Raw genomic sequence first — 26,986 nt, 5'->3', positions numbered from 1 at the left:
GGATAACTCTGTTGAGGCGGAGCCCTACAAGCGTGAGACCCGGTCCAGCCGAAGCGGCGTCAGGCCAGGAAGCCCGCCTGTGCCGCGAGCCACCACTTGACCGCACACGCGGCGATCAGCAACACGACGATTCCCGCGATCACGCCGCCGTGAATGAGCGCCGATTTTTTCGCGACAGCAACCCGATCCGCGCCAGGTTCGGCGGTGGGTCGGGTTGCGAAGAAAAGGCCGACGGCTGCTGCCCCCACAACGAGGCCTCCAAGGTGGCCCTGCCACGAGATACCCGGGTAGAGAAAACCGATCACGAAGTTGAGCACGATAAGGATAAGAACCTGCGTGCTCTCCGCACCGAGGCGGCGTTGGAGGATCAGGAGCGCACCAAACAGGCCGAAAAGACCGCCCGAAGCGCCTACCGTACCCGTGAACCACGAATCCGTGCCGATGCTTGACAGAAGCAGCACGGCGGTGTGCCCGCCGAACACGCTCACGAGGAACACCGCGAGATAGCGCCAGTGGCCGAGCGAACGCTCAAGGAATTGACCCACGGCCCACAGGGCATACAGGTTGAGACCCACGTGCGCGATTCCCCCGTGGAGGAAGCCGCTCGTGAGGAAGGTCCACGGCATCGCGAGCGAGCGGAACGGCGCGAACATGAACCACTGCGAGAGCGTGCGGTCAAGCCCGATGAACTGGAGCGCGAAGATCACGGCGCACAGCCCCATGATCGCGTATGTCACGACGGGGAGGGTGCGCACGGGCTCGGCTCCCACAACGGTTCGCGGGGCACTCTGACGCTGACTGTGTTCGGCCTCGCTCACACAGTCGACGCAATGGACGCCGACGGCGGCCCGGCGCTGACATTCGACACACGCGGGGCGATCGCAGCGCTGGCAGCGGATAAGAGAGGGCCGATCCGGGTGGCGCGGGCACACGGAGTCCGTACTACTCGTGTAGTGCGGCTCTTCCGCGCCCGGCTGCGGATCGGCTCCTTTTCCGTAGCTCTGGGACATCGACGAAGTGAACCTTCGGGTCAGTCCTCGATGGTCACCGAGTTGATGACGACGTCTTCGAGCGGGCGATCACGCATGTCGGTATCGACCTTGGCAATCTCGTCGACGACCTTCTTCGAGGCATCGTCGGCAACCTCACCAAACACGGTGTGCTTGCCGTGCAGGTACTGGGTCGGGGCAACGGTGATGAAGAACTGCGAGCCGTTGGTGCCCGAGGGGCGGCCCGTGATGGCGTTCATGCGCTTACCGGCATTGGCCATCGCGAGAACGTAGGGCTCGTTGAAGTTCTTTTCCGAGATTTCATCGTCGAAGTTGTAGCCGGGGCCGCCGGTGCCGGTGCCGGTCGGGTCGCCGCCCTGGATCATGAAGCCATCGATGATGCGGTGGAAGATCACGCCGTCGTAGTAGGGGCGCTTTTCCTTGTCGCCCGTGACCGGGTTCGTGAATTCGCGCTCGCCCTTCGCGAGCTCAACGAAGTTCGCGACGGTCTTGGGGGCGTGGTGAGCGAACAGTTCGAGGCGAATATCGCCGTGATTCGTATGAAGCGTTGCAAACATGACTCGATCCTCCCACACCCTCGCTGAATATCGCCGGGTGGCACTCGGTCATTCTGCATAGAAACTGTGATCTACCGCGGCGCCGCTAGTAGGCTTAAGGCATCGCGGCGTGGCTACCACCCGCACTTCCAGACCGCCGCCGGGGTAGTCCGGCGCACGAACGAAAGGGTCAGCGATGGCTTTCACCAATTCCAAGCGCGAGGCCAAGAAGGCCGCGAAGAAGCACGCAAAGCACGCGAGGAAGCAGGCCGAAAAGCAGGCAAAGCGCGCGCAGAGCACGTGGTACAAGGCGCTCAACAACGCCGGGCCGCTCTTCAACGAGGCATCGAAGGAGGCGCGTAAGCGCGCCGAAAAGTTCTACGGCGACTACGCCCCCGAGGTTGAAAAGCGCGTACGCAAGGGCCTCGATGCAGGCCAGGCACGCGTGAGCGGGCTTTCGAGCCGCCTTTCTGATGAGTTCGATCGCAACGTCGGCCCGCGCGCTCGCAAGTTCCGCAGCGATTTCGAGGCTGACTACCTCCCCCGCGCTCGCCGCACGGCGGATGCCGCGAACACGACCCTCAGCGCGGTCGTTGCCGCCGCTGTGGATGCCGCTCGCGCCGAATGGGAGAAGGGCGCGCCCGAGATCCGCACCGCCGCCACCACGAGCCCCGTTGCCGACAAGAAGAAGTCGAAGGTCGGCACCGTCCTCGTCGTCCTCGGTATTGCCGCGGTTGCCGGCACCGCCGGCTACCTCGCCTGGCAGAAGACCCGCCCCGTCGAAGATCCGTGGGCCCCGCCCGCGGACTTCGCTCGCTCGCACTACCCCGCAGCTGGCGTGAGCGAAGAAGATTCGACCGAAGTTTCCGATTCGGTAGCTGCAGCCGAGGCCGGCGACGTCTCCGAGTCCCTCGCCGATGGCGAGAAGGAAAACACCCACAAGGGTGAGTGACACTCCGCCGCACAGCAGCACGAGCCCCGTTCCCCACGCCCGCCGTGGGAGCGGGGCTCTCTCGCACACCCTCGCGCCTCTCACGCCGGCGGATCTTCCGCACCTGTGGCTCCTCCACTCGGATCCGCGCACGTTCACGCTCGACACGATCGGGCCGCTCGAAACCGTCGACCAGATGCAGCGCGTCCTGGGCATGTGGCTCGACTCGCATGAGCGCGACGGCTTCGGTTACTGCGCCATCCGCGAGGCAGGATCGGGCGAGTTCCTCGGTGTCGCGGGGCTTTCCGCGATGCCGCTCGGGAAGCGCTGGGTCGCCAACACCTACGTGCGTTTAGCGCCGAGGGCCTGGGGAACCGGGGTCGCCACGGCCGCGCTCACGACGTGTCTTCGCGAGGTCGCCGCGCTCGACACCGCGCCGCGCGAGGCCGCGTTTATTACCGCGGAGCACAACCTTCCCGCGCGCCGCCTCGCCGAGCGCCTCGGCTTCATCCTCTCTTCCGAAAGCGACCCGACCGAATCTGGCGCCCACGTCGTCTACCTCCTCGATCTCCATGACCACACCTGATCCCCGCTCGCCCTTCGGTTTCGCGGGCCGCTACGCACCCTCGCCGAGCGGCGATCTGCACCTCGGCAACCTTCGTACGGCCATCCTCGCGTGGGTTTTTGCGCGCCGCACCGGCCGTCATTTCCTCATGCGCATGGAGGATCTCAACCGCGTGAAGGAAGGAAGCGCCGCGAGGCAGCTCGAGGACATGGAGGCGCTTGGCCTCGACTGGGACGGCCCTGTCGCCTGGCAGTCGACGCGACTTGACCTGTATCGACGGGTCGTGGCGGCCCTCGATGAACGCGGGCTCGTCTACGAGTGCTATTGCACCCGCCGCGAGATTCACGAGGCGCCGTCGGCCCCTCACGCCCCGCCTGGGGCGTACCCCGGAACATGCCGGGACCTCACCGAAGTCGAGCGGGAGGCCGGTCGCACGAAGATGCGCGCGCTGAATCGCGAGCCGTCGCTGCGACTGCGCGCGGATACGCACTCCTACGAGGTCACCGACCTGTACGCCGGGCACACCCTGGGCGACGTCGACGACTTCGTGCTCGTGCGCGGCGATGGGATGTTCGCCTACAACCTCGTGGCGGTGGTCGACGATATTGAGACGGGCGTCGATCAGGTCGTGCGCGGGGATGATCTCCTCAGCTCGAGTCCGCGCCAGGCCTACCTCACCGACCTACTCGCGCACGCCGCGCCCTGGCTTTTCCCGCACCCTGATCGCCTCGGCGCGGGCCCGACGGTCGCCGGGACAGCCTCGCCACCGCCTCCGTCAGCGCGCCTCTCCTACATTCACGTCCCGCGCGCCCTCAATACAGATGGGGCGAGGCTCGCCAAGCGAGACGGGGCCGTGACGCTCAGGGATCGCCTCGCCAAAGGCGAAAGCCCCGAGGCCGTCGCCGAAACCATCGGAGACTCCCTGGGGCTTCCGGGGTGCCGAAGCGCCCGCGACATCCTCGAGGCCTTCGACCCTGGCGCCTTGCCGCGAGCGCCATGGATCTACACGCCCGGCGAGTGACCCGGCGCCTAAATCACGCTCACGCCGAGCAGCGTACCGATGCCGTAGGAGACGGCCATCGCTGCCGTGCCGCCGAGAATCGTGCGGATCGTCGCCCGGCCCGCTTTCGCCTGGCCGAGGCGCGCCGAAATAGAGCCGGTGAGGGCGAGCGCGATGACAACCGCGAGAACGACAGCGGGGACTTTGAAGGCAACGGGCGTGACGAGCACGGCGATCAACGGGAGGAGGCCGCCGAGCGTGAATGCGATGAGTGAGGCAAAGGCGGCGCCGAGCGGCGATGCGATCGACTCTTCTTCAATGCCGTAGCGCACGCGGGCATGAGCGTCGAGCGCGTCGTGCGCGCTCATGCGTTCGGCGGCTTCGCGCGCAAGGTCTTCGGGGATCCCGGTCTCCTCGAGAGAGGCCGCGAGGGCTGCGAGTTCACGTTCCGGATCCGCGGCGAGACGCTGCCGCTCACGCTCGAGGAGCGAACGTTCGGTGTCTCGCTGCGTCGAAACGGACACGTACTCGCCCATCGCCATCGAGAGCGCGCCGGCACTGAGCGCGGCGGCACCCGCGATCGCGAGAGCGCCGAAGGTCGGGGTTGCGGCGGCGACGCCAACGACCATGCCGGCGACGGACACGATGCCATCGTTTGCGCCGAGCACACCGGCACGCAGGCGGTTGAGGTTCGCCGATGACGCGGCGCGGTCGTGGGTGTCCTCGGAGGAGGTTTCTGAGGCGGTGCTAGAGCTACTCATAGCTCTCACGCTACGTCGCTAAAAACCTTGCCCGCTAGACCGGGAAGCCTACCCTTAGCGTCCTTCGCCACCCTCGACAGCGGCCGCCGGTTTATCGTCGTTCGTCTTCGGCGCCCACAGAAGCGAGGCGATAATCGCGATGATCATCGAACCGGCAATGACGGCGAGCGACAGCCAGATCGGGATCTCGGGGATCGAGTGCACGAAGTGTCCGAATCCGGAATTCTCGGGCCACAGCGGCGCCTCGTGGGCTGCGTGAATGACGAGCTTGAGGCCGATGAAGGCGAGGATCGCCGCGAGACCGTAGTGGAGGTACACGAGGCGATCCACGAGCCCGCCGAGCAGGAAGTACAGCTGGCGAAGGCCCATGAGCGCGAACAGGTTCGTCGTGAACACGATGAACGGGTTCTGCGAAATGCCGAGGATCGCGGGGATCGAGTCGAACGCGAACATCACGTCGGTCAGGCCGATCGTGAGGAACACGAGCAGCATCGGCGTGAAGACCTTCTTGCCGTTCACCACCGTGCGGAGCTTGTTTCCGTCGTACTCATCGTGAACGCGGATGGCCTTCTTGAGCTTCTTCATGACGAAGCCGTCCTCGGCCTCCTCCTCTTCCTCGCCCTGGACCTGCTTATAGGCCGTGTAGAACAGGAAGATCGCAAAGATGTAAAACACCCACGCGAAGGAATTGATCACGGCGATGCCGAGCAAAATCAAGATCGCACGCGCAATGAGCGCGATGATGATGCCCACCATGAGCACCTCTTGCTGGTATTTCCTCGGCACAGCAAACTTCGACATGATCACAATGAACACGAAGAGGTTGTCGATACTGAGCGAGTATTCGGTGAGCCAGCCCACGATGAATTGTCCCGCGACCTGGTGGTCGGCGAGGAAGTAGAGCGTGACGGCGAAGATGAGCGCGAGCGCCACGTAGAACACGACCCAGCCGATGCACTCCTTGAAGGACGGCACGTGGGGGCGCTTGAGAACGAGGAGAAGGTCGATAACGAGGATCGCAACGAGGACGATCAGCGAAATGACCTCGAACTGCAGGGAAATCTCACCCATCGGGGTCCCTTCGGGCTGGGGGCGGTGGAAATGACGAGGGCGCCTCACATCATGGGGCGCCCGTCTTCGGATTGTGTCTAGTCTACGTGTTCACCTTGGACGAGAGTCGAGCGAAGAGGTCAGGAATCACCTGCGCAATGTCGCTTGCGAGAATCGGCGCGTGGCCCTCACCCGCTGCGAGGGCCGCGGCGTGAGCGTGCAGGGTCACAGCGGCTTCGCACACCGCAAGGAGCGTCCGACGGTCGCCGCGCTCAAGCCCTTGCGCGATCTGTGCGTGGTTGAGCGCCAGCAACGCCCCGGTGATGCCCGCGAGCGCATCGCCCGTTCCCGCGGTCGCGAGGCGCGTCGTGGGCGATGTGACCGCGAGAGTGTCGGTCCCCGGCGCGGCAATCCACGTCGTGTGTCCCTTGAGGATCACCGTCGCACCGGTGCGCTCGGCTAGGGTTTCGGCCGCCTCGCGTGGTGAGGCTTCGATGCGGCCACGGTCCCAGCCGTCGAGCAGAGCCGCGGCCTCCCCCGCGTGAGGGGTGAGGACGAGGCGGGCGGAGAAACCGTGGGAATTCGCACGCGCCAGGGCGGGTCCAAGCGCGCCCGCATCCGCGACCAGATGGGCACCCGGCGAGGTTTCCGTCATGCACGCGCGCACGGCCTCAAGACGGCCCGGCCCTTCCCATCCGGAGCCAGCCACGAATACCTGTGCACGGCCGACGGCGGGGACGACCTCGGGTGTACGCGCGATCACCATGCGCGCGACGGCTTCGGGCCCGAGGTAGCGCACCATGCCGACGCCGCAGCGGGCCGCCGCTTCACAGCCGATGAGCGCCGCGCCCGGGTAGTGCTCGCTGCCCGTCGCCATGCACACAACGCCGCGCGTGTACTTGTGGTCGCGTTCGGTAGGCGCGGGCCAGTAGCGGGCGAGGTTGTCGAGACCGGTCACGAGAAGAGCTCCTTGACGTCGTCGGCGGTGATCTGCGCGCTGAACGCCTCGCCACCGTCGGTAAGCGAATCGAAAAGCGCGCGTTTCTTCTCCTGGAGCGCGAGGACCTTGTCCTCGATCGTGTCTGCCGCAACGAGACGGTAGACCATGACGCGTTCCGTTTGGCCGATGCGGTGCGTGCGGTCAATCGCCTGGTTTTCGGCGGCGGGGTTCCACCACGGATCGAGGAGAAACACGTAGTCGGCTTCGGTGAGCGTCAGGCCGAAACCGCCGGCCTTGAGGGAGATGAGGAAGACCGGGTCATCGCCCTCGCGGAAGTCTCGGATGACGTCGGCTCGATCGCGGGTCGAACCGTCGAGGTACTGGTAGGCGATCTGGCGGTCCCGAAGCTGCTCCGCGACACGCGCGAGAAAGCTCGTGAACTGTGAGAACACGAGAACCCTGTGGCCCTCGGCGACGACCTCGTCGAGGCGCTCGAAAAGAACCGCGAGCTTCGTCGACGGCGCGTTCTTATCGCCGCCATCGTCCACGAGCGCGGGGTCGAGCGCGAGCATCCGCAAGAGCGTGATCGAGCGAAACACGATGAAGCGGTTCTTGTCCATGTCGTCGATGAGGCCGAGGACCTTCTTGCGTTCGCGTTGAAGCACCGAATCGTAGATCCTGCGGTGCGCGCCCTCGAGCTCGACCTTGACGACCTGCTCCTGCTTTTGAGGAAGGTCCTTCGCCACGAGTTCCTTCGTGCGCCGCAGCATGAACGGTCGCAGCCGGCGGCGAAGCACGGGCATCTTCTCCGGATGCTCGCCCGATTCGATCGGCTGCGTGAAGTGGGTGCGGAACTGCACGTGCGGGCCAAGAACGCCCGGCGCGACGATCGACATGATCGCCCACAGGTCTCCGAGGGAGTTCTCCATGGGCGTGCCGGTGATCGCGAGGCGGAACGGCGCCTTGATCCTCTTGACCGCTTGATGGATGCGCGAGGCGCGGTTCTTCACGAATTGGGCCTCGTCGAGGATGAGGCCCGCGAACTGTTCGCGTGCAAAATCCTCTGAATCGATGCGGGCAATCGTGTAGCTCGTGACGACAATGTCGGCGCCCTCGATTTCGCGTCGCAGCTCCGTTTTTCGGGCGCGCCTCGTGCGATCCACGAGCGCGACCTTCAGGTTGGGCGTGAAGCGCTCGGCTTCCGCCTGCCACACTCCGATGACGCTGCTCGGCGCCAGGACGAGGAAGGGGCGATGGGGGCCGGCAGGCGTCGGACCTGCACTTGCCTGGGCGGAGGTCTCCCCCGCGTGCACCACCACCGAGCCGTTCCCCTCCCCCACACTCGCCGTCTCTCGCGCGTGCTGGATAAGCGTGAGCGCCTGGAGGGTTTTGCCGAGGCCCATGTCATCGGCGAGAATCCCGCCGAGCCCGAGCGAATACAGCAGCGCAAGGAACTCGAAGCCCTCACGCTGGTAGGAGCGCAGCTTCGCGCGCAGCCCGGCTGGAATGGGCGTATGGGGGATGGCCTCGAGGTTCTTCAGTTTCCCGACGGTTTCTTCCCAACCGTCGGCAGCCTCGGTCGCATCCGCCGCGTCGGCGAGATCCTCCCAGAACCCCACCTGATACTTCGAGATCTGCTGGCGTTCGGGGTTCCATTCCGCGAGGGCCTCCCCCTCGGCGATGAGGGCGCGCAGGGCATCGAATGCGGGATGCTCAAGCGAAAAATAGGTGCGGTCCTCGAGCAGAAGCGTCGACTGCCCCTTCGCGAGCGCCACAAAAAGGGAGGGGAACGGGATCGTTCTGCCCTCGAGCGTGACCTCGAAACCAAGGTCGAACCAATCATTCTTCGAAGGATTCTCGGTCTGCCTCACGCGCACGGAAGGATCGCCATCGAGTTCACGATAGGTGTGGCGCGTGCCTGAAACGGTGACGTCGATGCCGTCCATCGCTTCGAGCTCGGGCAGAACACGCGTCGTGAAGTGGGCGGTGTCCACGTCGCTCAGCTTTTCGGTGCCTTCGGGTGCGCGGTCATCGGGGCGCGCGCCGCCGACCGTTGGCCACAGCTCACGCACCTCGGCAAGAAGCTCATCCTCGTAGTCGCGGTCGCGGCTAGCACCACCCTGCTGGTACACGCCGTAGCGATTCCGAGTTGAGGGGTAGAACCACGACCACGCGAGTGCAACCGTGTTCGCACCGCTGTAGGCGACCTCGAGCTGCAGCCGCGGCTTTTTCGGCGCGGGCATCGTGACGCTTCCGTCGCCGCTTGCGACGCTCGTGACGCGGTTCAGGCGAGGAAGCGCGCTATCAAAGAACGCCTCGCGTTCACTCTTCGGCACGTCGATGCGAGTGCGTGCCTCGAGGAGTTTCTGCACGGGCATCGGCACGGGGGCGCCGGTCCCCGCGAATTCAATATCGAACGAGTCGCGAGCGCCCTGGCGGATGTCGATGACGCCGTTCGAACCGAGCATGCGCGCCTCGGGCCTCGGTTCGCCGTCAATATGGGCGAGGGCCCGCACCGTGAGATCGTCGGCGCCGGTCAGGTCGAGGCCGACGTCGGCCCCCTCACCAAGCCGGACCTCGCCAACGTTCTCCAATCCCACAAACGCCACCCCCGCCTCGCGAGCGCGCGCGAGAGCCTCCCACAGAATCGGCGAGCGGAACTGGTTGATCCACAGCTGCTCAACCGTGGCCGTATGGCTGCGATCCGCCTCCGACAGCGCAAAGATCCTGGTCAAGGCGTCAGCATGCGCGGGATCGAAGCCTCGACCGTTCATGCGGTACTCGAACGTCCGCCACGACAGCCCCGACTTGATCCAGTTGTTGCGCTTGCCGCGACGCAGCGGGCGGATCGACAGATACACGCTCTTGCCCGCCTCGAGGTGAGCCATCGTGAACGGCTCATACCCCCACGAAAACCTCGTCTTCGTGAGCTGCTCGGCTTTGAGCTCGAAGCCGAGCGCAAGAGGGGTCGTATCCTCCGTCTCCTCCTCGCTCGCCCGCAAGAGCGGTGCGAGGGTCTCGAGCCACGACGCTGCCTGCTCCTCAGGCTCCGCCTCGCGGGCCTCCGCCCACTCCTCCGCCTGCCGCCCCGACCACAGGGCAAGCGCCGCGCCGTGCTTGCAGTTCATGACCACGGGACACGAACACGTCGACTGCACGGGAATCCACAGGGGAAGCGCCCCCTCGGTCTCGCTTTCGTCATCGTCGACATGGTGGAGCGACACCCGCGCCCGGTAGGGATCCGGGCCGCGACCGTGCACGACGCCGATGAGTTCGCCCTTCGACCCGGTCGAGGTCGTTACCCAGTTGGGAAGGCGAACATGGTCGTCATTCGCGTAATCTGCCGCGCGCTCCACGACGACGCGCCCAAACACCGGTTCGATGAGGGCCTTCGGCACGAGGGGAAAGGGCGGCTGAGGGGTGCGCGCGGAAGAAGCCATAACTTCCAGGGTACAGGCCAGGAAAAGGCACCGTCGGACCACCAAGAGCCCTCCGCTCCCTAGCCGAGGGGCGAGCCTGCGCCGCCCCCTGCCCGGGATCCCGCGTTCCGGGGCCCCGTTTCCCTGCCCCGACCCGGCGTCCGGGACCCCGGGTACCGGCCTAGAAAACTAAACCCTACGTTTGTGGCGCAATTCGGCTGAGTTCCGCCGCAAACGTTGGGTTTAGATTCGCGCGACCTCGAGGAGCCTCCAGGCGCGACCGTTTAGCCTTGAGCCATGGTGAACCAGGGCACATTCAAGAACGAATTCGAAGAGTGGGCACCCGCCTGCATGCAACTCGCTTACACCTACGCCGACGGCCACGAGGCACTCGACCGACTCTGGGTGATCGCGCACCTCGGTACAACCGTGACGCCACACGCCGCCTACGAGGTCGCGGGTCGCATTTACGAGCCCCACAACCTCGACGAAGCGATTCCTGAACTCGACTGCTCCCCCGACGCGCAGGGAGAACTTCTCGATCCCCTCCTCGAGAACTCGGTCGAACTGCGAAACACAGTCGTCGAAGCGGGCGAGCCGCTGCCCACTCGCATCGTGCTGCGCTACGACGTCAAGCAAGAGGAACTGACAGCGAGCATGACCTACGACTCGCTCGAACCCGGAGTTCCCGAAGAGAAGCAGGTGAGCAACACCGAACTCATCGAGCGGTGGATAGAGCGACTACGCGAGACCGGCGATGATTCTGCATCCGCACTCCCCGAGGAACCCGGCGACGAACAGGACGCTCACGCCACCACTATCGAGTTCGAGCCGACGGACCCCACCGACTGCGAGACACCTTTCGACCAGTGGTCGGCATACTGCTTACAGGTCGCCTATAGCTTCGCCGACTGCCACGACTCACTTCAGCGCGTATGGGTCGTTGCCCACCTCGGCGGAGCCGTCTCGGTGAACGCCGTATACGAGATCGACGGCGCCATCGTCCGGTCGCACGAGCTCGGCAAAGCAATCCCCGAGCTCGAAAGCCCGATCGAGGAGCAGGTCGAGTATCTCCTCGAACCGCTCACCGAAAACACGGCCGATTTCCAGGACGCCCTTGAGGCCGCGGGCGAGCCAGTTCCTACCCGTATCGTGTTGCGCTTCAACGTCGCCGATGACGACGTGAATGAGGACCTCACCTATGAACCCCTCGAACCCGGCGTTGCTGAGGAAGACCAAAGCCCCGCGAGCGTGCTCCACGAGCGTTGGGTCGAGCGCTTGCGCGACACGGGCAACGACGCAGCTGGTGCCCTATGAAACTAACCCCCACGTTTGTGGCGGTATGAGATCGAGTTCCGCCACAATTGTTGGGGACAGATTCTCCTGGTTTCGTTAGGGACTCCGTCAGCCCTTGCGGACAACGTTGCGCGCGCCGCCGATTGGCTCCTCGATCACGCCGACGCCGACGGCGACCTGTTCCTCGAATACATCGACGAATCCGGCCACGGCCTTGCGAACCAGGGCTGGAAGGACTCGGGCGATTCCGTGCGCTTCGCGGACGGCACGATTGCTGAGGGCCCGATCGCCCTCGCCGAGGTGCAGGGCTACGCCTATGAAGCCGGTCTCGTGGCCGCGCGACTCCTCGATGAGCGCGAAGAGCGCCTCGTCATCGACCGGCTCATGGACTCGACGATGTTCACGGGCTTTGGCATCCGCACCCTCTCGAGCGACAACAGCGCGTACTTCCCGACCCGCTACCACGGTGGCAGCGTGTGGAGTCACGACACGGCGTTCATCATGCGCCAAGCCATGCGCGCGGGATTCACAAGCGAGGCACGGCAGACTGCGCGGTCGCTCGTGCGGGCGGCGCAGGGCTTCGACTGGCGCTTGCCCGAACTGTTTGCGGGGGATCCGACGGTTGCCGTGCAGCAGCCGCTGCCCTATCCCGCATCGTGCCGCCCGCAGGCGTGGGCTGCGGCCAGCGCCGTTCCGATCGCTGACGCGCTCGGGCTGCTCCCCGTACGAAACTAGGCCTTGACCTCGACTTTCACAACGTACCCGCTGAGTGGGAGATGCACGAGGGCGTAATCGGGGCGAAGCCCCGTGCGCTCCTCGAGGGCGTTCAGGTAGGTCGCGAGCTGGCCCACGTATTCGCGGCGAATGAAATCGAGGACGTCGGCTGGTTCGGTCCGCGAATTCGTTTTGTGATCCACGACGATGCTGCGACCGTTCTCGAGGGTCAGGAGCGAGTCGATCCAGCCTTCCATGGCTTGACCGTCGGCATTCCACCACGCCACCGGAACCTCGGTGCCGGCGGTGTGCCCCGGGAACTCACGCGTGATCCAGGCGTGCCATCGCTCGCCGGCCTCAACGATGACCTCGGGCGTGACCTTCGCTTTGAGCAGAGGATTTGTGCCGAGCCATCGTTCGGTGATCCTCCGGGCGAGGGTGAGTTGGCGCTCGCGCGGTAGCTGCGGGTACGGGGTCGCAAGGTAGGCGTGGACGGCTTCGCCTACGAGTTCTCGGTGCGTTCCGCCCTCCCCGACGAGCGGGGCGCCGAGCTTCGCGTGAATCGTGACTCGCGCGTCGATGCCAGTGGAATCAACGGCGCTCGCGGCAAAACGCGCGGGAAGGCCGCCCTCGTGCTCGATGAAACTGGACGGCGCCCCCGTGGGAGCCGCCGTGGGTTCCGCCGCGAGTGGGCTTCGCTCCCGGCGGTACGGTTCGAGAGGCGAATCGGGGTCATCGGCGTCGCCTGGGGTCTCGTGGTGGAGAACCGTCACGGGGATCGTTGAGACGCGAGGACCGCACTCACACTCGTTCGCCTGGGCATTGTCGTCAGCATCAGCGGCGCAGTGAGGCTCGCTCTGGCCCGGCAGGCCGGCCGGGACGCGCGCCCCGGTCACGGTGAGGGCCGCGGAGCCGTCGGAATTCTCCGCGAGCTTGAGCGAATACGTGGCCTTCTGATCCCGAGCCTCCTTGCGTTCCTTCACGGCCTTCATGGATTCGTCCCGCTCGGGCGTCCACGAGGCTGCTTCTGCGATTTCCGCCTCGAGAACCTCGGGCGAAAACTGCGCGTACAGCGTCTCGGTAAGGTCTTTGTGACCTGCGAGAACGAGCTGATATTTCGCTCGCGTGAGCGCAACGTAGTGGATGCGGGCCTCCTCCGCGCGGTTGGCGAGGCGCGCGCGCGTCACATCGCTATCGTGTGCGAGTGCCTTTGCCATGGGCACGAAAGAGTCGTTGATGATCGGGTTAAAGCGCAGCGCTCGACCGGTAAGGGGGTGTTCGGGATCGAATTCCGACGCTGGCCTCGGCCGCACCGTGACCGCGTCTCGAACATTTTTCGCTTTCTCGGGAACGATCGTGACGACCACGGGCCACTGCAGGCCCTTTGCACCGTGGATGGTGCTGACGGTGACGGCGTTCGGGTTGTGCGCAAGCCTGTGCTCCTTGCCGTGCTCCGCCAGAAAGGCCCCGAGGCCGGCAAGGCCCATGGCGCGGCCTCTGCCCGCGCACTCCTCCTCGTATTCGCGGGCAAGCGAATGAAGGGCATCGAGAACAGCGAGTCGCTCCTCGCTCGCACTCCACTGCTTGACGCGCCGGGGAAGCTCGAGCGCATCGATGAGGGCAAGGACGACTTCGCTCGGACTGAGTTGAGCGGCGCGCGCACGCAGGGCTTCGAGGCCCGCAAGTGCGGAATCCTCCCGCCAGGTGCGCATTCGCCGCGCTCGCTCAGCACGATTGGGGAGTGCGCCAAGCTCGTGGAACCAGCTTTCGTGCGACGCATGCTCCGGCACGAGGCTCACCAGCTCGGCGAGTGCGAGCGTGTCGTTCGGGTCGAGGAGGGACGCAAGGCTGGCACGCATCATGTGCGCTTCGCGCCCGGTCCATAGATCACGCTTCGCGCCAGTCGTGGGTATGCCGAGTGTTTCAAGCGCGTCCGTCACGGTGGCAAGCGCTCCCCCGCCTCTCGCGAGCACGGCAATGTCACCGGGCGTCAGGGGCTCTCCGGCGATTGTGGCGCCCGAGGTAAGGAGCGCGTGGATGCCCATCGCGATCGAGCTTCGCAATGCTGCGTCCTTCGCGCGTGGCAGGTTCTCGGGGCCCTTCCACAGCTCCACGCGGCCCTCGTGCCGCGTGTTCTCGCGGGCACCGGGCACGTCAAGCGCGACAGTCGATGGCTTCATGTCTCGAAAGATTGCCGTGAACAGGGCGTTTGTGAGGGCGAGCGGCGGCTCAGAGCTTCGATAGGAATCGGTAAGCGCCTCGACGTTTCCGCCAGCGAACCCTCCGCGGCCCTCACGCACGGCATCGACGACGCCCGACATGAGCTCGGGGGCTGCGTCGCGAAAGCCGTAGATCGACTGCTTTTGATCCCCCACCCACACGACATCCTCGACGAGGTCGCCAAGGCGCATGAAGAGCTCGAGCTGAATCGGGGACGTGTCCTGAAATTCGTCAACGGCGAGGAAGCGAAACCGGCTCTTGAGTGAGGAGCGCACGCGTTCGTTGTTCGTGACGAGATCGAGCGCGAGGATCTCTTGATCGGCGAAATCCATGACGCCCAGTGCTGCCTTGTGCTCGGCATACGCTTCGAGCGCGTGCGCCGCAGTCGAGAACGCGAGCCGAATCAGTTTCTCGACGTCCGCGAGGAAGGCCTTATTACCGAGAACCCCCACGCCGTCGCTCGCGCCAAGGATGAGGTCGGCAAGCGGTGCGAGGACAGCCTGGGGTCGCGCACCGGGTTTTTTGCCTCCGTGGGCCGGGCGCACTTTCGTCACGTCTGCGAGTGCCATCCACTGCGTCCACGGCACGTCCTCGATGCCGCGGTTCATGCGACGGTAGAGCGACTCGAGCGTCACGATCGATCCCTCGATGTTTCCAAGTGTCGACGAGACCCGTTTCGCAGGCTCGCCGTCGCTCGGCCAATGCGTAAGCTCCTCGCCCTGGGCTTCGGCCGCACGTGCCGCGTCGCGATCCGCCGTGAGTTCTGCGAGGCAACTTTCGAAAACTCGCAGCCAGGCTCCGCGCTGATCGGGTCCACTCTCGTAGCCCGCCTCATGGATCATCGAGCGGAAAGCGGTGATTGACTCCTCGGCACTGCGCTCGAGTTCGGCGGGTTTGATGCCGTTCGTGCGAGCGAGCCTCGTCATGCTCGTCACGGCGCTCGCCCACGATTCATCGCGCTCAAACGAGTTCGCGCCTTGGTCTGGCGCCCCTTCGTATCCGAGTCGAGCAAGAAGCTTGTGCTCGCGCTCCTCGATCTCGGCGATGGTGTGGTTGATCGACGCCGTGAAAATGAGTTCGCTTTCCTCTTCGCTCAGCACTCGCAGCTCGGGGCTAAGCCCCATGTCGATCGCGTAGTCCTGAACGATGCTTCCCGCGATCGAGTTGACCGTGCCAATGAGTGCCGAGCCGATCTCGTTCGCCTGCTCCACGTGCCCGAGCTCGAGAAGACGTACTTGGAGACGCTCGCGGAGCTCGGCCGCGGCCTTCACCGTGAAGGTGGTCGCGATGATTTCGCTCGTGCGCACGCCGCCCGCGAGCGCATCAGCCAGTCGCGTGGTGAGGGTATAGGTTTTGCCGGATCCCGCCGACGCAGTGATGACGGTGAAGGTCATGAGTAGTCTCCCGTGAGTCCCGTGAGCAGGCAGTAGTCGCTGTAGGCGGCGTTAGCGTCGACGAATACGCGCCCCGATTGCGCGCGTTCCTCGGCAAGTTCCGCCGCGGCTTTTTTGTGGGCGGTGTCGAGGGGCGAAAGACCGCTGGCAAGGGCGATGTCCCCCAGCGCACTCGTGACGCGGCCTTGGGCAATCGCGCTCAGTTCATCCTCGATCGTGGCGCGAAGCCGCTCGAAAAGGGCGAGGCTTCCGTCGGATGTTTCGCCGCTTTCCCCTCGCCCGCCGAGGCCCCGGTCGAGGGTCACGAACTCCGCGTGGCGCAGCATGAAATATCCGGAGCGCGGCTCGCGCATCTCACCTCTCTGTGCGCCGTACGCCCACGCGTAGGTCGCAAGCTGGAGCGCTTCGTGTGTGGCGACGTAGTTCGCGTATCGCGACGTGCTGTTCGTCCATTTGAAGTCGAGGAGAACGGGGCTCCCATTCTCGTCGATTCCCGTGAAGTCGATCGAACCGAAGAGGGGCGCGGTGAACCGCTGGGGTGCGCCGGCGGCTTCCACCGTGAGGGCGAGGGGCACGCCTTCGAGTGCGTGCTCGATCTGAAGCACGCTGATGCCCGCGCTGCGGAGCGTGCGAAACAGCATGCCGATGCTTGTTTTCGCCCGCCGTAGGACGTACGCGCGCAGAGCCTCGTTGCCGGGGAGGTCGAGGGGGCTCGCGTACCGGGGGACGAGCCGTTCCACGAGTTCCTCGACGGTGCTTTCGGGAACCTCGTAGCTTGGCGGCACGCGCTTGTCATTGACGAGAGTTTCGATAACGGCGTGCACGAGCGTACCTATCGCGCGGTTGCCGCTCGGGACACTTGCGGCGCTGCCCGGTTTGATGCCGAACGGATAGCGGAGCACCCATTCAAGGGCGTCGCGGTGAAGCTTTTCGAGCTGCGTAAACGACAGGCGTTCTGGCATGAGGTGCATGCCGGGCGTCACGTCGCGCGCGAGGGTTGATGGCGGCATGAATCGAAGCTCGGGCACTGTGTCGAGCAACCCCGCCTCGAGCCGTCGCGCGGCCCATTGACGCGCATCGATCGTGAGCGCCCGGTGCTGCGTGGGATCCGATTGCTTCGCGTCCAGAGCCTTGATCTCGGGGTGGGCGTCAAGCCATGCTCCCGCGATCGGCGCGAGTGCAGGGTTGAGGCTCGCACGCTCGCCGTCCACGACATCGGCAACGACGGCGATGATCGCTGAGGCTCGACTCAACGCACGCAGTTTCGTGCCCATCTCAAGTGCCTCGAGTGCCTCCGGTTCAATGACGCGCGCCCCGCCCTCTTCGAGCAGTTCAACTTCCGAACGGTCCCACGTGGCACTGCGCCTTCCTTGGACTCCCGCGGCGCCCCACCACACCACCGTCCCTCCATCCACGTGCGCCTCGCTGATCGCCGTTTCCCACGGGGCGACGGATGGACGTGCAAGCACCGACCGTGCCGAAGGTGCGGATGCCGAGACGAGGTCGCGCAGCTCGCGCTCACTGAGCGAGGGCCCTCCCACGAGGTCCACGAGATCGCGAAGGGTCGCGAGGTGCTGGCGAATAACGCTCTTCGCGGGCCCGGCCGCTCTCGACATCGATTCCACTCGTGCCTCGAGAAACTCGAGGCGCCTGTCGAGAGCACCGACCGCCACGCGCTCCCCTGGCGTTTCAGCGGTGAACGCGCACAGCTCACGCACGATCGCGACATTGTGTGTGCCGACTTCGGGATCCGCAGCTATTTCCACAAGCGCCCGCGAGAAGGCCGAATGCGGATCGCTCGCGTCGATCCCCGCTTCCTCTCCGAGGGCGCGAAGGAGCGCGCGGGTCACCTTCCACGGCAGCACGGGGGCCGACGCTTGCCCCTCCCCCGCAGGTTCCCGCCCCTTCTCGCACGGAACCTCGACACTGAGGAACTCCACAAGCGCCTGCACGTTCACGGGCGCGCTACTCGCCTCGAGAAAGAGCGGCACGATCTGTGCGGCAAGCCGTGGCAATTCCGACGGCGCATGCGCGACGGGCGGAAGGCCGCGCCGCGTCAACGACAGGTCAAGCGGGAGTGTTCCCCTACTTGCAAGCACGGTCACCGTGCCCTCGCCCGCGCATGCGTCTTCGAGGATCTGCGCGGCGACTTCTCCGGCCGAAAGTTCCTGCGGCGCACGCACGATCGACAGTGAATCGGGCACGCGTGCATCTTCCTCGCGGACCGTCACCTCGACACCGCAGCGCGAGAGGAGCGTAAAAATCGCCGGCCAGCGGCCGGGGAGACTGCGAGGGTCCTCGGCGCACTCGATGGCCTCGATCCCGAGTGGCCACACCTCGCTCGAAGCCGCAAGCTCTTCGAGCTCGGCGTGAACACTCGCGAGATCATCGGCAAACCCCGGTGGCAAATTCGCACCGGGAACCCCTTCGACGCCCACGACAATGGCCTGTTCGAGAGACGCGAGCACCTGAAGCCGGGGCTGGCGTGCTCCATCAAGTCGGCGAGGCTCCGGCGCGCGCCACCCCAATTCGAGCGCCTCATCGCGTAGCCGAAGCAGCACGCGCGCTGTGTTCCACGGATCCAGCTCTCGCGAGCGCCGATACCACGAGTGATCCACCTCGCCGAGAAGGCGGTGCATGCGCGCGACCCTCACCGCGTGCGACGTTTCCGGATGGCGCAGCCCCAGCCGCGTAAGCAGCACCCCCACGAGCTCTCGCGGCCCCGCGACCATGTCCCACGTACGCTCCGCGCCATCGCGCGACGCCCACGCGGCGCCATCGGCAAGCCAGCCAAATCGAATCTTCACGAGGGCCCCTCTCGACCGTTTCCCGTTACGCCCACAACGGTATCCCGGGGGTGAGACATTTAAACCGGCAACCGTCGGACCCGCCCTCAACCGCAAGCCGAAGGCGACCCGAGGAGCCCAACCCGAGCGCTGCCCTACCTGTGTGCCGTCCCTGGTGGCCAGCACGCCGCGGCGCGAGCCTCATAGTCCCGGCTCTGCGCAGCCAAAACACGGCAGCTAGCGCCAAAGTGGCGGAGCACACATGCCCTAATTTCCCAAAACGATGTCTCTGAATAGCACTTGACCAGCGACTGTTATATATTCGTGATGTTGTTCGTGTCGCGGGTCTCCCGTGACTGAACCGCGTTCCTCATCTTCACAAACGAGGGCTCAGGCCCGCGCCGCCAAGCGGCGTTCACATCGCCACCCGCCGCTAACACCATCGCGCGGGTGGGGCGGTGCCGCGGTGAGGGGATTTCCGCGGTACGAGAAGCGCCCGGCGGAGGGGGTCCGACGGGCGCTTCTCTACATCTCCGGCCCCTTCCGGGTGCCGGTCCTGGATTACTCGGGCGCAGCCTCACCGGAGGCCACGGAAGCGTCGGACTCCTCCCCCGCATTCTCCCCAGCCGGGTTACCACCGAGGTAGCCGAGGTAGCCGAAGCCGCCCTCCCACGGTTCCAGGTCGTCCTTCAACGCGTGCTCTGCCGACTCGTGCACGAGCCGAGTCGTAGCCTCCATGCCTTCGGCAATCACGAAGCCGAGCGGCATGTATTCCTTGAACTGATCCCAGAGTGCGCGCGCATCGGCGCTGCTCAGCCTCGACTCCCCCACGGGAAGCTCAAGGAAAATATCCTCGAGAACTCCCTGGTTAGACGGCACAAGATCAAGCGTCCCGCGCATCTCCGGCCCGCTCAGACACCACGTGATCATCGCGGGCGATGCCTCCGCTGACATACCCACCACGGCCTCGCGATCCCACGGCGCACGAGAAATTTCACTTCGCCCCACCCGCACGCTCGGGAGTCCGACGGTTGCCGCGAGAAGGCGCTCGCTTGCTTCGCCCACCGCCTCCGTGTCGTCAAGGGGGTGAAGCACCTGGAGCCGAATGCGCAAACTCTGCGGGGTAAAGTGCGCAACGCTGCGCCCCTCCGCATGCTCGAGAACGCCATTACTCGTCCAGTCGTACCCGAGGCCCGTGATCCCCTCGACGGGCCCATCGGCGGTTTCGCGTATCCACAGCACCTGGAACGTCTCGAAAATGCGGCGCATGTACGGGGTGATGCGCGTACGTTCCGGCGTGCGAATGATGAGCGAATGGGGCTCGGCCTGCGCACTCGCGATGAGCGCGGAGATCCACGGGCTGTACTCGATGACCTCGACGGGCATGTCGATCACGCGCGGCACAAGAGGCGTGTCGTCCTCGTAGTATTCACCGCGGCTGATCTGCTCCCGCGGGGTCCGGTTCGCCCAGCCCGCATCGTCCACGAGGTCCACGTCGATGCTCACGTCGCTCGCGCTCGCAGAGAATGCACGCGCACATGCTTTCGCGAGTGCGATCGTCTCGGCGCGTGGCCCGACGATCTCGGCCGCATAGTAGGGAGCGGCGATGACCGCATCGTCAACGAACCAGATGGGCGGGATGTTGGACGTGCCGTCAGTAATCGCGACCGCATCACAGTCAGTCGACCACATCTCGTGATCGGGCGAAAACACGGCGCTCACGACATCGGCGAGGCGCTCGGCCTCCCACTCGCGCGGGCTGTGAAGCCGCACAATGGCCTGCTGGTTCATGCCTTCACCTCTCAGTTGTTTGCATGTGGACTGCCGAAGCCACGCGAGTGCGTCACTTCCTCATCTCCACCCTCGTACACGATCTGAACAGTTTCACCCGGCTGCCCCATGCGGAACATGCGAGCCCGGCCCGTCGGGAGGGATCGGGCGCGCTCGCCACCGAGGAGGAGGCCCTCAGTACGGTCGCCCGAGAACATGAAGCCCGTCGCACCACTCTCACGCACCGTGTTGAACACCGGCTCGTATAGACCGCGCGAAGCACCCGCGACACGGCGAGCAATGATCGCGGAGAGGTTGATCTCCGGCCCCATCGCGAGGAACGGCTGAAGAGCTTGAAGTGGGCTCATGCTTCCGGCCGTGAGCACGTCATAGTCATCGATAAGCAGAACGATGCGCGGCTGCGTTTCACCCTCGGCCTCCGCCGCTTCGGGTGAGCCGGGAACGCGCTTCTTAAGCTCGGGAATAATGGCGGCCACGAGCTGCTCAGCCAGGGTCGCGGAAGCCGCATACCCGCCGAGATAGGGCTCGGGGATGGCATCCGCGAGGTTCCTGCGGGGATCGAATACGGCAAAGACCAGCTCCTCCTCGCTCCACCGCTTCATCATCTCGCGCGCGATGTACTTGAGCATGCTTGTGCGGCCCATCTTGTTGGAGCCGAGGAGCACCATGTTCCAGTCGGTGCCTTCCACGTCGAGTTGCGCCGTGCCGAGGTCGCCCTCGTAAAGGCCGATCGGGATGAGATTCTTCGATTCGCTCTGCTCGAGCAGATCGGGCGTGACAACCGTCGGAAGCAGGCGCACCTTGGGCGCGCGGTCCGTGGTCGATGCCGAAACCGCTTCGACGAGGTTGGAAAGCCCCTCGACGGTCGTTTCGCGGTCCGCCTTCGAGTCGATGCGCGGGAGCGCGATCTGGCCGAACAGGCTCTTCGAGGTCAAGCACTGACCAGGTCGGTCAGCGGCAATCGTCGCCGAGAGCTTACGCGCAACGCTCGACTCACCCGGGTCGGTGAGGCGCAGTTCGAGGCGGTTACCGAAGTAGGTCTGCATCGTCAGTCGCGCGTCATTGAGGCGCGAACCGGTCGCGACCACGTGAACACCGAGGCCAGCACCGCGGCGGACGATGTCCTTGATGTTCTCCTCGAGGTCGTTGAACTCCTCGTTGAACTGGCCGAACCCGTCAACGAGCAGCACGATCTCGCTCATGAGCTTCGGATCAACGTCGAGGCCCGCCGCACGCCGTACCGATTCGAGGTCGGGAAGCTGGCTTTGGTGGAGCAAAAGCTCGCGCGCCTGCATAGCCGCCTGAACCTCTTCGACCGTGCGGCGCACGGCCTCGCGCTGCTGGCGAGTCGCGATGCCCGCAACGTTCGGAAGCTTCTCGATTGCCATGAGACCAGAGCCGAGAAGGTCAATTCCGTACACTATCGCCTCCGCGGAAGGATGCGTGAGCGCGAGCGACGCCGCGATCGTGTGGAGTGCCGTCGTTTTGCCTGAACGGGGAGCACCCACGATAAAGACGTGACCGCCTGGGCCAGCAAGATCGAGGTTGAGTTTGCCCTGCCACTGACGCGCCGGATCGTCAATCATGCCAATCGGCACCGAGAGGAGCTTGTCCTTCGGCAGACGCAGACCACGCCTCGTAGCCATGGGCTTGCCGGCAGCCTGGTCGAGCGTAATGACCTTGTCGATCGGGTCGAGCCAGATGGGGCGCGTGACGCGAGGCTGCTTCTCGAGCTGGGCAACGACGGTCGAGAGAATCGTGTCCCCCTCTTCGTCCTCATCATCGGCGCCGCCCGGGGCAGCTTTCTTATCGGGCTCCGAATCGGTATCGAGGACGGCAAACTCATCGATAAGGGAGACGTGAGGGAGGTCCGCAACCTCCATCTCATCCTCTTGCGCCGGCAAGAGGCCCGACACGTAGCCCGAACGGAACTTCGTGTAGGTCGTCGTGTCGACCTTGAGATAGCCGTAACCGGGCAACGGCGGAAGTGAGAACGCATCAACCGTGTCGATCACGGTGCGCGACTCGGCCGCCGACAGGGTACGAAGACCGATGCGGTACGACAGGTAGGTTTCGAGGCCGCGAAGCTTGCCGCCCTCGATGCGCTGGCTCGACAGAAGCAAGTGCACACCGATCGAACGACCGATACGGCCAATCGACAGGAACAGATCGATGAAGTCCGGGCGGGCGGTCAGAAGCTCGCCGAACTCGTCAATGATCACGAGCAGATGCGGAAGCGGCTCCATGTGTTCGCCACCGTCGGCCGCCTGACGACGCCGGTACGTCGTAATATCCGAGAGGCTTCCAGCGTCCTTCAGGAGTTGCTGGCGGCGTTTGACTTCGCCCTCGAGGCTCGCGTACACCCTCTCCACGAGGTTCGCGTCGTCGCCAAGGTTCGTGATGACGCCCGCAACGTGCGGGAGATTCTCGAACGGCGCGAAGGCTGCACCGCCCTTGTAGTCGATGAGCACCATGTTGACGTCCGCCGGCGAGTGTCCCGTGACGAGGCCGAGCACCAAGGTGCGCAGGAGCTCAGACTTACCGGAACCGGTCGCACCGATCGCGAGACCGTGAGGCCCCATGCCGTACTGTGCCGACTCCTTGAGGTCGAGCATGACCGGAGCGCCCTGGTCGTCGGTACCGATCTGTACGCGCAGGAAGCTCGAGCGGGGGCGCGGGGCCCACGCTTCCTCAAGGTTGATGTTCGTGAGTTCGCCGACGCCAAGAAGGTCCGAGGCGCGCAGTGCTTGCTGCGTTTCGTCGTGTTCAAGCGAGTCGGGTGCGAGGCGAACGCCGGAGAGATAGCGCGCGAGCGCCCTCGCCTCTTCGTGCGTGAATTCGTCGAGCTTCACCGTGAGGCGCTCCGGCTCTTGATCTCGCGACGTGTAGCGCTCGATGATCGCCTCATCGGACTTGACCGATGAGGGGCTGATGCGAAGCGTGATGTCGTCGGGCTCGTGTTCGCGACTCGCAAGCAGGTGCAGCATCGTAAGGCCGACGTCCGACGGGCGCACCTCGCGGTCGCCGATGGGAAGATCGAGCGCATCTTCTCCGTGATGGTCCGAGACGATCCACATGCGCGCCATGGTGCTCGAGATGTTGCCACCACCGAGATTGCGTCGAAGCTGCGCGGCCTCCGTGAGGCGTCGGTGAAGCTCGGGGCGCAGCACCTCTCCGAGCTGTCGCTCATCCTTCGCGATGCGGCGAATGGGACCGTGCTGAGTCGCACGAGACTGGTCAGCCATGTGCGGAAGCCACGTCATCCACGACCAAAATTCGCGCGCTTCGCCCTCGGGGTAGGTGAGAGCCATTTGGATGTCCTCGGGCGAGGATAGCGCTGCCGCATGACTCGTGAGCAGTACGGCAATGCGACGGCAGAACGGCTGATCGCCCACGATACTCACGTTGCCCACGGAATCGAACGGGATGGTCACGGGCGCATCGGGCATCGTCGAAAAACGAGCTTCGACGCGATCCAGCTCGCTCGACATGAACTCATCGTCGAGGCTCATCGCGTTATCTTCGCCGACGCGTTCGAATTCGACCGCCGGCGCGAAGCCCGTACCGAGCCGCAAGCGCATGAAGTCCTGGTCGTCGCGGCGGCGCTCCCACAGCCTGGAGGTGGAGCGCGCGAGTGACAGAAGAGCCCCGGGGTGGGGTTCAGCTGCGCGCGCAAGCTCGGCCCGATGCTGCTCGGCTTCAAAGAGCTCGCTCGATTGACGGTCGAGGTAGGTCAGGTACCGGTCGCGGAGGGATTGCCGACGCCTGATTGTGCGACCACGGTTGCTCATAAACATGATGACGAACGCGATGACCGTCACGATCATCATGAGGGCACCGATTGCGGCGAGGGCGGAGCCCCTGAACAGCATCATGAGGGTCATACTCGTCGCGGCACCGAGCATGGGGATCAGCATGAGGAAGTTCGCCGTGCCATCGTTCTCGGGCAGCGCCGGCGGCAGCTCGATCTCGTGGCGTGTGATCCCCGGGGCCGAAGGCGAGGTTCGGGCGGGACGGTGGACGATTCGTGTACTCACCGACTGACCGCCAACTGCATCATGAGCGCACCCAGCTCCTCTATTGCGACGCGGGAGGGTTCCGAAATGTTGGCGATACGAACGTGGGAGTCGCCCGCGAGATGCTGATCCTGCGGGATGACCACGAGGTCGCCGAGCTGAATGCCGCCGCGGGGCTTTCCAAGGCCGCTTTCCGGGGTCTCGCGAAGCAAACGAATAGTAGCGCCGTGCTTGTCACCGAGAGCCTCACGAATGTTCTCGACCTTCTCGATGCCCTGCACGGTACGGCGGCCCACGATGACAATCACGTGCGGCATGAGCATCGAAAGCTCGTCGTCATTCACGTGTGAGTCGCAGTCAACGAGAAGCACCTGCTGCGATCGCGAGATCTCGCCGATCGATTCACGCGCCTGCAGGAGAGGGGTCTGCTGAAGACGAAGACCTCGCTGGTGGTAGTTCTCACCGAGGAACCACGCAAGGTCGCTCGTCGAGCGCAGTCCGGCGACGGTCACCGAACCGCCGCGCGCCTGCGCGAGGTAGCCTGCGCTCGCGACGAGGAGCGAGGTCGCGCCTGCGCCGCCGTGGGCACCGAGAAAAGCGATGCGGCGCCCGGTCGTGATGGGCAGTTGCTCATCGCGTTGTGCCTGTGCGATGCGAGTCGGGGTCTCGTCGTTGCCGATCCATCCGGTCACTCGGCGCAGCGCACGACGCGCCCCGCCTTCGCCCTTGCGTTTACTGATCTTGAGTGCGCGGTCTTTTTGGTTCACTGGAAAGTCCTCAACAATTCGCTATACACACCGAAAATACCGACGAGCGCAGGCACGGTCACGAGCGTGCAAATGCGTTCAATTACGCCGGAGATGCGACGTCCAAGGGCTGAGTTCACGGAGCTACGGAAGGCGAAACGCGGGACCGTGTACACAGCGATCGCCACAACGATGACGCCCACGCCGAGCCAAACTGAAAGGTCGGGTTTCGACGCGACAATCGCCTGGGCGCAACACACACCAGTCACGATTGCGGCGCCCCACAGAACGGCCCGGTGGAGCGCGAACGGGAAGTGACGAGTGCGGAACACCATGGCAATGGCGACGGCTGCCACGGTGATTGCCGCGAAGATGTTCTCCACGACGAGGGCCGACGCAAGACCGAGGGAGATAGCCAAGATCACCGCGAGAACGACGACCGACATGGAGAGAGCCTCGTACGCCTCTGAAATAGCGACATCGACGCGCTTGACTTTCACGTCCTCGTCCTCGGCGAGGGCATCCTGGACCTTGTAGAGACCTGCCCCCTGCATCGCGAAGCGCGGCACCAGGCCGAGCGCCGCGAGAGCGATCACTGCAACAATCGCACCAGCCTGCTCGGCCGTTGCACCGAGCGTTGTCGACAGGATGAAGATACCGATGCCTGCGGCAAGGGTGGCGAGGGCAGTGCCGAGCGCAAGGAAGCGTCGGCGGAGAACTCCAAACACTGCAAGGTTTGCCGCGAACGCGCTAAGCCACCAAATCGCACTCTCCTTGCTCCCGAATTCGAAGTTGATCCCTCCGAGGAAAGTGAGCAGGAGCGAGCCCGCGTACAGCGGCCACGCAAGGGTGTGGACCTTCAGCGCCGCGGTGACGATGGTGAGCGCGTACATTCCCGCGACGGGCCACCACGGGCGGGAAAACGCACCGGGGATGAACCACAGGGAAAGAAGGAGAAGGACAGTGGAAAGAATCCCAAGCACCCACGGGCGGCTGGTGTCGTTCCATAAACCCCGGACATCGATGGACGTGAGGCGATCGACGACGTCGTGGACGACCGGTTCCAAGGGAGCATCGGCGAGAGGCAGAACCTGCACAACCTGGCCGTCAAGAAGCTCTTGCTCACCAACGGGAACCGTGTGTTCAAGTCGCGCGCCGAGGACCGTGAAAAGGCCGAGGCTTGAAACTTTCGTGGTTTCGCCTACGAGCTCAATGAACTCGGGGATCACATCGGCGGGCGTGAGCGAGCCGGGGACGATCACGTCCGCAGCGCGCTCACTTCCGCGAATAGTGAGGCGAACGTAAGGGCTTTGGGTCATTGCTTGTCCTCATCAGCAGTGTTCGGCGTGGAAGCCGGCGTAGTGGGAGGTGTGGCGGGAGTGGTAATCGACGTGCCCTGCATGGGCTGTCGTTTAAAGGTCGTGTCGGTCGCGAGGAGATGCATAACGAATGACACGGCTACGCATACAGCACACGCGAGGACGGCGAAGAAAATACTGGCGAGCATCGTGCCGAGGCCGTCCGTCCACGTCCGACGCAGCCTCTCCGACCGGTGCAAAAGCGCCTGGGCAAGCCGTTTCCGGCGCACCTTAACGGCGTCGAGAAGCTGGTCATCATAGGTGTACACGCAGTCCAAACCCCCTGCTGAGCGCGTCAGCGGTCAATATGCGAGAGCCATTGTGCACACAATCCCTGAGATAGGCCACTTGGGTGAACATTACGGGAACATAACGGAACCTTTTGGTGGATTGGCGTGACACCGTCAGGACGTTGTGGTTTTGTGTAACGGTCAGATAACGGGACGTGTGTCC

The 26,986-nt window shown here is 64.8% G+C and carries 18 protein-coding genes; 5 read left to right on the top strand and 13 right to left on the bottom strand.

Annotation, left to right across the window (positions count from 1 at the left end):
• Nucleotides 1–59 precede the first annotated feature (59 nt).
• On the bottom strand, nt 60–1,010 hold the full coding sequence (locus tag HMPREF3157_RS00090; protein ID WP_070435176.1) for a rhomboid family intramembrane serine protease: 951 nt from the start codon (nt 1,008–1,010) through the stop codon (nt 60–62).
• 20 nt (nt 1,011–1,030) lie between these two features.
• Nucleotides 1,031–1,567 (bottom strand): peptidylprolyl isomerase, encoded by a 537-nt coding sequence (locus HMPREF3157_RS00085; RefSeq protein ID WP_016663654.1) that lies wholly within the window; start codon nt 1,565–1,567, stop codon nt 1,031–1,033.
• A 175-nt stretch (nt 1,568–1,742) separates the two neighbouring features.
• Between HMPREF3157_RS00085 and HMPREF3157_RS00080 the strand changes: the two genes are divergently transcribed.
• From HMPREF3157_RS00080 to gluQRS, 3 genes are read left to right on the top strand one after another with little or no spacing between them, the layout of a single operon-like run.
• Complete coding sequence (locus tag HMPREF3157_RS00080; RefSeq protein ID WP_070435175.1) at nt 1,743–2,498, top strand: hypothetical protein; 756 nt, start codon at nt 1,743–1,745, stop codon at nt 2,496–2,498.
• Nucleotides 2,491–3,063, top strand: coding sequence for a GNAT family N-acetyltransferase (locus HMPREF3157_RS00075; protein ID WP_070435174.1), 573 nt, complete (start codon nt 2,491–2,493; stop codon nt 3,061–3,063). Before HMPREF3157_RS00080 ends, HMPREF3157_RS00075 begins: the two co-directional genes overlap by 8 nt.
• The gene (gene gluQRS / locus HMPREF3157_RS00070) at nt 3,050–4,063 is read left to right on the top strand and encodes a tRNA glutamyl-Q(34) synthetase GluQRS (RefSeq protein ID WP_070435173.1); all 1,014 of its coding nucleotides are present in this window, start codon (nt 3,050–3,052) and stop codon (nt 4,061–4,063) included. The genes HMPREF3157_RS00075 and gluQRS overlap by 14 nt, the downstream gene beginning before the upstream one ends.
• Before the next feature lie 8 nt (nt 4,064–4,071).
• On the opposite strand, the gene HMPREF3157_RS00065 is transcribed toward gluQRS, so the two are convergent.
• The 4 genes from HMPREF3157_RS00065 to HMPREF3157_RS00050 form a co-directional block, all read right to left on the bottom strand.
• Nucleotides 4,072–4,803 (bottom strand): VIT1/CCC1 transporter family protein, encoded by a 732-nt coding sequence (locus HMPREF3157_RS00065; protein WP_016663650.1) that lies wholly within the window; start codon nt 4,801–4,803, stop codon nt 4,072–4,074.
• Between the two features lie 54 nt (nt 4,804–4,857).
• A complete protein-coding gene (locus HMPREF3157_RS00060; protein WP_016663649.1) occupies nt 4,858–5,874 on the bottom strand; it encodes a TerC/Alx family metal homeostasis membrane protein in 1,017 nt (338 codons plus the stop codon).
• Between the two features lie 82 nt (nt 5,875–5,956).
• On the bottom strand, nt 5,957–6,811 hold the full coding sequence (locus tag HMPREF3157_RS00055; protein ID WP_070435172.1) for an ADP-dependent NAD(P)H-hydrate dehydratase: 855 nt from the start codon (nt 6,809–6,811) through the stop codon (nt 5,957–5,959).
• Complete coding sequence (locus tag HMPREF3157_RS00050) at nt 6,808–10,233, bottom strand: DEAD/DEAH box helicase (protein ID WP_246816463.1); 3,426 nt, start codon at nt 10,231–10,233, stop codon at nt 6,808–6,810. Before HMPREF3157_RS00050 ends, HMPREF3157_RS00055 begins: the two co-directional genes overlap by 4 nt.
• Before the next feature lie 276 nt (nt 10,234–10,509).
• On the opposite strand from HMPREF3157_RS00050, the gene HMPREF3157_RS00045 reads away from it, so the two are divergent.
• Nucleotides 10,510–11,529, top strand: a complete 1,020-nt coding sequence (locus HMPREF3157_RS00045; RefSeq protein WP_070435170.1) for a hypothetical protein — start codon at nt 10,510–10,512, stop codon at nt 11,527–11,529.
• A 15-nt stretch (nt 11,530–11,544) separates the two neighbouring features.
• Nucleotides 11,545–12,243, top strand: coding sequence for an amylo-alpha-1,6-glucosidase (locus tag HMPREF3157_RS00040; RefSeq protein ID WP_070435169.1), 699 nt, complete (start codon nt 11,545–11,547; stop codon nt 12,241–12,243).
• Here HMPREF3157_RS00040 and HMPREF3157_RS00035 read toward each other — a convergent pair.
• From HMPREF3157_RS00035 to HMPREF3157_RS00005, 7 genes are all read right to left on the bottom strand, one after another.
• Entirely contained in the window at nt 12,240–15,836 is a 3,597-nt protein-coding gene (locus HMPREF3157_RS00035; protein ID WP_070435168.1) for a UvrD-helicase domain-containing protein, read from the bottom strand. The two genes, HMPREF3157_RS00040 and HMPREF3157_RS00035, sit on opposite strands and share 4 nt — an antisense overlap.
• Entirely contained in the window at nt 15,833–18,643 is a 2,811-nt protein-coding gene (locus HMPREF3157_RS00030) for a PD-(D/E)XK nuclease family protein (protein WP_070435167.1), read from the bottom strand. Before HMPREF3157_RS00030 ends, HMPREF3157_RS00035 begins: the two co-directional genes overlap by 4 nt.
• Before the next feature lie 540 nt (nt 18,644–19,183).
• Nucleotides 19,184–20,413, bottom strand: coding sequence for a DUF6177 family protein (locus tag HMPREF3157_RS00025; RefSeq protein ID WP_070435166.1), 1,230 nt, complete (start codon nt 20,411–20,413; stop codon nt 19,184–19,186).
• Between the two features lie 11 nt (nt 20,414–20,424).
• Nucleotides 20,425–24,450, bottom strand: coding sequence for a type VII secretion protein EccCa (gene eccCa, locus HMPREF3157_RS00020; protein WP_070435165.1), 4,026 nt, complete (start codon nt 24,448–24,450; stop codon nt 20,425–20,427).
• A complete protein-coding gene (locus HMPREF3157_RS00015; protein WP_016663640.1) occupies nt 24,447–25,196 on the bottom strand; it encodes a hypothetical protein in 750 nt (249 codons plus the stop codon). Before HMPREF3157_RS00015 ends, eccCa begins: the two co-directional genes overlap by 4 nt.
• Nucleotides 25,193–26,494 (bottom strand): ubiquitin family protein, encoded by a 1,302-nt coding sequence (locus HMPREF3157_RS00010; RefSeq protein WP_070435164.1) that lies wholly within the window; start codon nt 26,492–26,494, stop codon nt 25,193–25,195. The genes HMPREF3157_RS00015 and HMPREF3157_RS00010 overlap by 4 nt, the downstream gene beginning before the upstream one ends.
• Entirely contained in the window at nt 26,491–26,802 is a 312-nt protein-coding gene (locus tag HMPREF3157_RS00005) for a hypothetical protein (RefSeq protein ID WP_034371485.1), read from the bottom strand. Before HMPREF3157_RS00005 ends, HMPREF3157_RS00010 begins: the two co-directional genes overlap by 4 nt.
• Nucleotides 26,803–26,986 lie beyond the last annotated feature (184 nt).

Origin of the sequence: Dermabacter sp. HMSC06F07, assembly GCF_001807345.1 — a bacterium.
Taxonomy (GTDB): domain Bacteria; phylum Actinomycetota; class Actinomycetes; order Actinomycetales; family Dermabacteraceae; genus Dermabacter; species Dermabacter hominis.
Note: the sequence above shows the minus strand (reverse complement) of the source record. Positions and strands in the feature narration are given on the sequence as shown.

Coding starts and splice junctions, on each gene's coding strand:
- HMPREF3157_RS00090 (WP_070435176.1), bottom strand. CDS start 1,010: ATGTCCCAGAGCTACGGAAAAGGAGCCGATCCGCAGCCGGGCGCGGAA.
- HMPREF3157_RS00085 (WP_016663654.1), bottom strand. CDS start 1,567: ATGTTTGCAACGCTTCATACGAATCACGGCGATATTCGCCTCGAACTG.
- HMPREF3157_RS00080 (WP_070435175.1), top strand. CDS start 1,743: ATGGCTTTCACCAATTCCAAGCGCGAGGCCAAGAAGGCCGCGAAGAAG.
- gluQRS (WP_070435173.1), top strand. CDS start 3,050: ATGACCACACCTGATCCCCGCTCGCCCTTCGGTTTCGCGGGCCGCTAC.
- HMPREF3157_RS00065 (WP_016663650.1), bottom strand. CDS start 4,803: ATGAGTAGCTCTAGCACCGCCTCAGAAACCTCCTCCGAGGACACCCAC.
- HMPREF3157_RS00060 (WP_016663649.1), bottom strand. CDS start 5,874: ATGGGTGAGATTTCCCTGCAGTTCGAGGTCATTTCGCTGATCGTCCTC.
- HMPREF3157_RS00050 (WP_246816463.1), bottom strand. CDS start 10,233: ATGGCTTCTTCCGCGCGCACCCCTCAGCCGCCCTTTCCCCTCGTGCCG.
- HMPREF3157_RS00045 (WP_070435170.1), top strand. CDS start 10,510: ATGGTGAACCAGGGCACATTCAAGAACGAATTCGAAGAGTGGGCACCC.
- HMPREF3157_RS00035 (WP_070435168.1), bottom strand. CDS start 15,836: ATGACCTTCACCGTCATCACTGCGTCGGCGGGATCCGGCAAAACCTAT.
- HMPREF3157_RS00025 (WP_070435166.1), bottom strand. CDS start 20,413: ATGAACCAGCAGGCCATTGTGCGGCTTCACAGCCCGCGCGAGTGGGAG.
- HMPREF3157_RS00010 (WP_070435164.1), bottom strand. CDS start 26,494: ATGACCCAAAGCCCTTACGTTCGCCTCACTATTCGCGGAAGTGAGCGC.